Below are 6,199 nucleotides of genomic sequence, written 5' to 3' on the forward strand. Positions count from 1 at the left end.
CTGCCAACTACACTAACCTTTCATAATGGAATGACCCATTTTATCTCTCTTGGTTGTTAGGTAACGTTCGTTGTGGATATTGCTTGCAATTTCAATGGGAATGTTTTCAATCACTTCCAATCCGTAACCAATTAAGCCGGCACGTTTAGTTGGATTGTTACTCATCAAACGCATTTTTCTAACGCCTTCTGATCTTAAGATTTGTGCACCAACGCCATAATCGCGTTCATCACCCTTGAAACCTAATTTAATATTGGCTTCAACGGTATCAAAACCAGCATCCTGTAAATTATAAGAACGCAATTTATTGATAAGTCCAATACCTCTACCCTCTTGGTTCATGTAAACAACAATTCCCTTACCCTCTTTTTCAATCATCTCTAAAGCCTTATGCAGTTGTGGACCACAATCGCAACGGCAAGATCCAAAGATATCGCCAGTGACGCAAGAACTGTGTACACGAGCTAAAATTGGCTCATCCGCTCCCCAAGTACCTTTAGAAATGGCCAAGTGGGTTGCATTATTATCCAATTGCGTGTAGGCAGTCATTTTAAAATCGCCCCAGGCAGTAGGAAGATCTATTGTAACCTCTTGTTTAATTAAACTATCGATGTTTAATCTGTAAGCGATCAAATCTTCAATAGAAATAATTTTAAGCTGATGTTGTTCGGCAATTTTAAATAAATCTGGAAGTCTGGCCATTTCGCCATCTTCCTTTAAAATCTCCACTAAAAGACCAGCAGGCTTCATCCCAGCTAATCTCGCTAAGTCAACTGCAGCCTCGGTATGCCCAGCACGACGAATTACACCACCATCTTTTGCGATTAATGGAAAAATATGTCCTGGTCTTCCCAATTCTTCTGCATCGGTTTTGGAATTAACCAGGGCTAACATTGTTTTTGAACGATCGCTCGCAGATATACCTGTGGTACAACCATGACCAACAAGATCTACCGAAACGGTGAAGTTCGTTTCGTAGGCAGCCGTATTCTTGCCCACCATTAAATCGAGTTTTAATTCTTTACAGCGTTCTTCTGTTAATGGCGCACAGATTAAGCCGCGTCCGTAGGTGGCCATAAAGTTGACTACTTCTGGCGTTGCATTTTCAGCAGCCGTTAAGAAATCACCTTCATTTTCTCTATTTTCATCATCTACAACAATAATCACTTTACCAGCTTTTATTTCTGCGATGGCCTCTTCTATCGTGTTTAATTTTGTTTGCATTTTATTAAAGCATTATGGAACAACTTTGCTATATCTTGAATCTAATTTACTAGTTCAAAAAAAATAAACTTAGCTGGATAGACAAAGGTACAACCTTATTGAGCAATAAAATGATTAAAATATCATTTGGAAGTAAAGGAAAAAATGCTGTTTATTTCGCTCTCTTTTTAAACAATTTAACAAAAAATTGCTTATAATAATTTACATCAAACAAGGCCGAATCTACTGTTGCTTTATAGGTTAAGAATGCAGCCAAAGGTGATAAGAATATTACCGCGATCCACATGGCAAAAACGGGATTTAGATTTCCTTCTCTTGCTGATTTTTCGGCAACTGTTGTAATGATGTGATAAATTAAGAAGAAAGATATTGCAATAACTACAGGTAAGCCCATCCCTCCTTTTCTAATAATTGCGCCTAATGGCGCACCAATAAAAAATAATAGAATACAAGAAGCAGCAAGCGTAAACTTGCGTTGATATTCGACAGTGGTAAAAATGATTTCTCCTGTTAAATCTGTTTGGCGAGGCGCCCAATTTGGGACATGCTGCATAATCCCGGCAACAACATTGGTAGCGCTTTCCAGCGATTGCTTTCTCATCCCATTAGGAATATCCTTTAAAATTACATCATCGATTACCTTTGGCGCAACCTTAATCTTTGTATAGCCCTTAACTACATTAAATTGCTTAAAGTTATTGGTTAAACTGGCTATCGTATTTCGTTTTAAAGTATCTAATTGTTTGGTTAACGAGTCTCTTTTTTTAACAATACCTTTTAAGTTGAGCATTTGAGTGCTATTTCCAAATGCATTTGGGTCAGTTTTGTCAGGATCGAAAGAAGACATATCGAATTGCGGCGCCGTTTCCTTAAACCTCCGTCTGGAGAAAATTTGACGGGGATTGTACATGCCACTACTTTTTGCCTGCTCCTCGTACTGCACTCCATCCTTAAGTTTTAACACTAAAAATTTTCCATCAGCGGTTTTTTCCATCTTACCTTCCTTTGCCAAAATTACCTTTGGAATGCCGTTATTATCCTTATGATCGTAAATCATGATGCCATGTAACATTCCATCATTATCCTTTGCATCAACACGGATGGCGTAACCAGGAATGGCATTGTTGAATACACCCGGTTTGATGAGAAAGGAAAGTTTTTTATTGCGGACATCATATAATAAGGATCCAAATTTAAGGTTAGCCTTGGGCAACATGTAATTTGAAAACAGAAAGGAAGCTACGGTAAGCATCAAGATAACCATCAAAAGTGGCCTCATGGCTTTCTGTAAGGAGATACCAGCAGATTTTATGGCTACGAGTTCGTAATTTTCTCCAAGGGTGCCAAAGGTCATGATGGAAGAAAGGAGCACAGAAAGTGGCAAGGCCATAGAAACATTTGCTGCCGAAGCATAATACATCAATTCTAAAATCGTGTACCATTCAAAGCCCTTGCCAATCAGATCATCAATCCACTTAAATAAAAAGAACATTAATAAGATAAACATCACAACAAAAAATGTTGCAATGAATGGCCTTACGAATGCTTTTATTAGAAGAAGATGTATTTTTTTCACCTTACAAAGGTAAACAATGCGGAGATAATATTAGGCACCTAAAACACTTATAAGATAATCGATCTGGTTGTCCCAAATTAACTTTTTCTCAGCAAGCAGGTCGTCGGTTGTAAAATCGGTTATGGAAAGCGCAACATCATTTGTAAGTTCATCTTGAACAATTTCCATCTCAAAATAACATTGAGGCTCATCATCCAACCATTTAAACTTCACTAATTTATTCTCTTTTATAGAGACTAACTTGGCTTTTAGTTGCTCATCATCCCAAGTAAAGGTATAAACCTGATCACGAAAATTAACGTCATCAGCAAACCATTGAGATAAGCCATTAGGCTCACTTATAAAAGTATATAGTATTCTTGGTGACGATTTAACCTCGTACTCTAGCGTAAATTTTTTCTTTTCTGCCATGTTAATTCATTACCAGAATAATATTCCGGACTATTTTTTTTATTTATTTTTCTAAAGAAAGGTAATTTATTCTATATTTGCAACTCCAAAAAATAACCACTTAAATATTTGATAATATAAGCAAATATTTTCGCCCGGCGGGGTAGCTCAGATGGTTAGAGCGCAGGATTCATAACCCTGAGGTCGGGGTCTCCCTTGATAGTTTAAACAAGCTTTTTCCGTTAAAATCCTCATCTTGATACACTCATGAGACTTTCTTGTTAATCTTTAGAAATTTGTGTTTCCCTAAAAGAAAAGAAAAACCCTAAACATTATAGTCATATAGCTTAAGCATAAACAAAAAATTTATGTTTACTCCCCCTCAAATCTCAACAAATAACGATATCAAATCTCGTTCATTCATATTTTTTTACTATAATAAAAAACGCCTAAAATTCTATAATGGAAACAGTATTAACCTGCCTATATTCCCAAACCATGCCCAGACACTGAAAGAAAGAAGTAAGTTATTACTTAAGTTGCAGCAAGAATATCATAAAGCCCTCTTAAAAGATTGGTCACCCATCAAACTTGAGGAAGTTCAACCTGCTAGATTCTTGCAAGACTCCTTTTTAAGTATTCTGGAAGAAAAAATGAGTTCTCCTTACAGTAAGTTCTACAAGAGAGATTTAAAGAAAGTATGCGAACAGTTCTTATCTTTTATACCTAAATGTTTTTTAAATGCAGAAGTAAGCGATATACCTTTAGATATCATTGAAAAGTTTTTGAATCAATTTAAGACTTCAGGTAGAACATATATGAACAAGAGACGCTCCCTATCGATATTTTTTTCCGAGTTTGTAAGAAAAGATTGGATTACAAAAAACCCTATCAATAAAACCTCTAAACAAAAAATTAAGGCAAAACTGCACGAAATCTATTCAGAAGAACAATTACCACATGTGTTTCAATTTCTTAAAATAAATTACTATAACCTTTATCTTTGTTGCCTAATGACTTATGGATGCCTATTACGACCTCATCAAGAGATTAGACAGCTAAAGCTTAAACATATCAGCAACGATTTTAGTGAAATACTGTTATCGGGTGCTGAAAACAAAAGCGGGAAAATTAGGAGGGTACATATTCCAAATTACGTAAAGAATGAGCTTTGCAAGCAAACATCTGCTATAAGCGACCCTGAAGCAAACATATTTACCCTAAACTCAAAGGAAGTTTATAACGAGGACTATTTCAAAACCCAATGGTCAAGAGCAAAGAAACAGATGCTTTGCACTGGTCTTTTGCAAAAAAATCACACACTTTATTCTTTCAGACATACCGCAGTAGTAAAGCTATATCGAAAAACCAAAGATTTACATATCGTTCAACAACTTCTACAGCATTCTAATATGATAGTTACAATGAATTATTTAAGGGGCTTAGGAGAGACAAGCAATAGTAGCTTAAAAGACTTAGTGCCAGAACTATCATTAATGAACGAATAGTGACCTTATACACCTATCAACAAATACAACAAATTCCAAGTATTTGTCGATAGGTATATAACAGCCCATTATGTTGCAAAAAAAATAAAAAAAATATGCATATATGAGAGTCCTCATACATTACCCCCCACCCGTTTTTGATTTCTAAACTCCCCCTACCCCGTTTTTCTAATCTTGAATTTTTAACCTCCTAAAAAAATAAAGAAATTTAACATATCTTCAACACCCCCACAAATCTTTGGAAACAAAAGTTCGACACCACCTACCTTAGGTGTACCTATGGACAGCCATACTTTAAACGAATGTAGCAACACCAACATTAAAATCTATGCAGTATATCTAGATAACTATTGTAATAATAGGCTGTTTTTATGAAATTACAATCTGACTTGCATTCAAACCTTAGGATTTTAATACCTTAACTGCTGTCTAAATGCCACTAAACAACACCTCATACCCTAAAGGAAAGCAAACCCTTTGAGTTCTCTTAAAAAAATGACTAAAGCTTTATTAAAGTGATTATTGAGAATTGAAAAGGCAAGCCTTAAGCTAACGTAATACGTTAACTTTCTTTTAGGGAATCATGTAGATTTTTATCCAATTAACAGTAATTATAAAGAATAATTTAGGTAATGTTAAAAATACTATATATGTCAGCAGATTTGAAATAATTCGATTAATCAATAGTAAAAGCTAAGATTTTTCCTCGAATAAATCTGGGTATTCGTTTTTAAGCCTTTGAATTATTGGTATCAGCTTATTACTTAATTTTCTCGTGTATGCAGAAATACCCGAACGTAATAAAATTCTATCATAATAGTATAGATATCCATCCTGTGGGTAATCTATCAAAGAATTATTGTCTATGAAACCAAGCTCTTTCAAACTTGCTACCATTTTGTTCCTTCGTAAATTAAGCTTTGCAGCTAATAAAGTAGCTGTAATCCAAATTTCAGGCTCAATGTAGACAAAGCCATACCGTACATGTGCTGTCCAAGCCTCTAAACGTAGTTTTTCTTTCTCTTCTTTATTATTAACTATCTTCCTAATTAGGGTAGCCTTAGTAATTTTCTCGACCTTAAAATCTACCCTGTATTGTTCTCTAAGTCGATAGCCCTTAGCTTTAGAACCTACTTGATATGTATTATCAGACTCTATAATTAGTCGTTCCTCAAGGTATGATAATAAGCGGCTATAGTGCCTGTAATCAGTAAGTTAATCTGCACAGAAATCGGCAAATAAGAATACACCAAAAACGGCAACAAGAGTGCACAAAAAAAACGGTAGGATAATTAAACCCCACCGTTTAATACGACCTTCATCGGCTTACGACAACTGATGAATATGCACGCATTCTTGAACAAATTTATGATGTATTATGAAATTAAGCGAATGTCCCTTGCCGGACGTTCAGCTTCAAAGATCAGCAAGGCGCTGAACTGTAACCGCAGAACGGTAAAAAAGTACCTTGAGATGGATGACGGGGAGTTTGACGCCTTTG

Annotated in this window: 4 protein-coding genes; 1 reads left to right on the forward strand and 3 read right to left on the reverse strand. The window is 35.5% G+C overall.

Annotated features, from left to right (window positions below):
• Positions 1-12: 12 nt before the first annotated feature.
• The 3 genes from EZ449_RS19970 to EZ449_RS19980 form a co-directional block, all read right to left on the reverse strand.
• The gene (locus tag EZ449_RS19970; RefSeq protein ID WP_131562250.1) at positions 13-1,224 is read right to left on the reverse strand and encodes a bifunctional 3,4-dihydroxy-2-butanone-4-phosphate synthase/GTP cyclohydrolase II; all 1,212 of its coding nucleotides are present in this window, start codon (positions 1,222-1,224) and stop codon (positions 13-15) included.
• Positions 1,225-1,375: 151 nt separating this feature from the next.
• Entirely contained in the window at positions 1,376-2,800 is a 1,425-nt protein-coding gene (locus tag EZ449_RS19975; RefSeq protein ID WP_131562252.1) for an LptF/LptG family permease, read from the reverse strand.
• A 30-nt stretch (positions 2,801-2,830) separates the two neighbouring features.
• Positions 2,831-3,211: an START-like domain-containing protein gene (locus tag EZ449_RS19980; protein WP_131562254.1), complete on the reverse strand. Its 381-nt coding sequence runs from the start codon at positions 3,209-3,211 to the stop codon at positions 2,831-2,833.
• 347 nt (positions 3,212-3,558) lie between these two features.
• Between EZ449_RS19980 and EZ449_RS19990 the strand changes: the two genes are divergently transcribed.
• Positions 3,559-4,698 carry a tyrosine-type recombinase/integrase gene (locus tag EZ449_RS19990; RefSeq protein WP_131562256.1) on the forward strand — a complete coding sequence of 380 codons (1,140 nt, stop codon included), beginning with the start codon at positions 3,559-3,561 and terminating at the stop codon, positions 4,696-4,698.
• Positions 4,699-6,199: the final 1,501 nt, after the last annotated feature.

This window comes from Pedobacter frigidisoli (genome assembly GCF_004331675.1).
Taxonomy (GTDB): domain Bacteria; phylum Bacteroidota; class Bacteroidia; order Sphingobacteriales; family Sphingobacteriaceae; genus Pedobacter; species Pedobacter frigidisoli.

Coding starts and splice junctions, on each gene's coding strand:
- EZ449_RS19970 (WP_131562250.1), bottom strand. CDS start 1,224: ATGCAAACAAAATTAAACACGATAGAAGAGGCCATCGCAGAAATAAAA.
- EZ449_RS19980 (WP_131562254.1), bottom strand. CDS start 3,211: ATGGCAGAAAAGAAAAAATTTACGCTAGAGTACGAGGTTAAATCGTCA.
- EZ449_RS19990 (WP_131562256.1), top strand. CDS start 3,559: ATGTTTACTCCCCCTCAAATCTCAACAAATAACGATATCAAATCTCGT.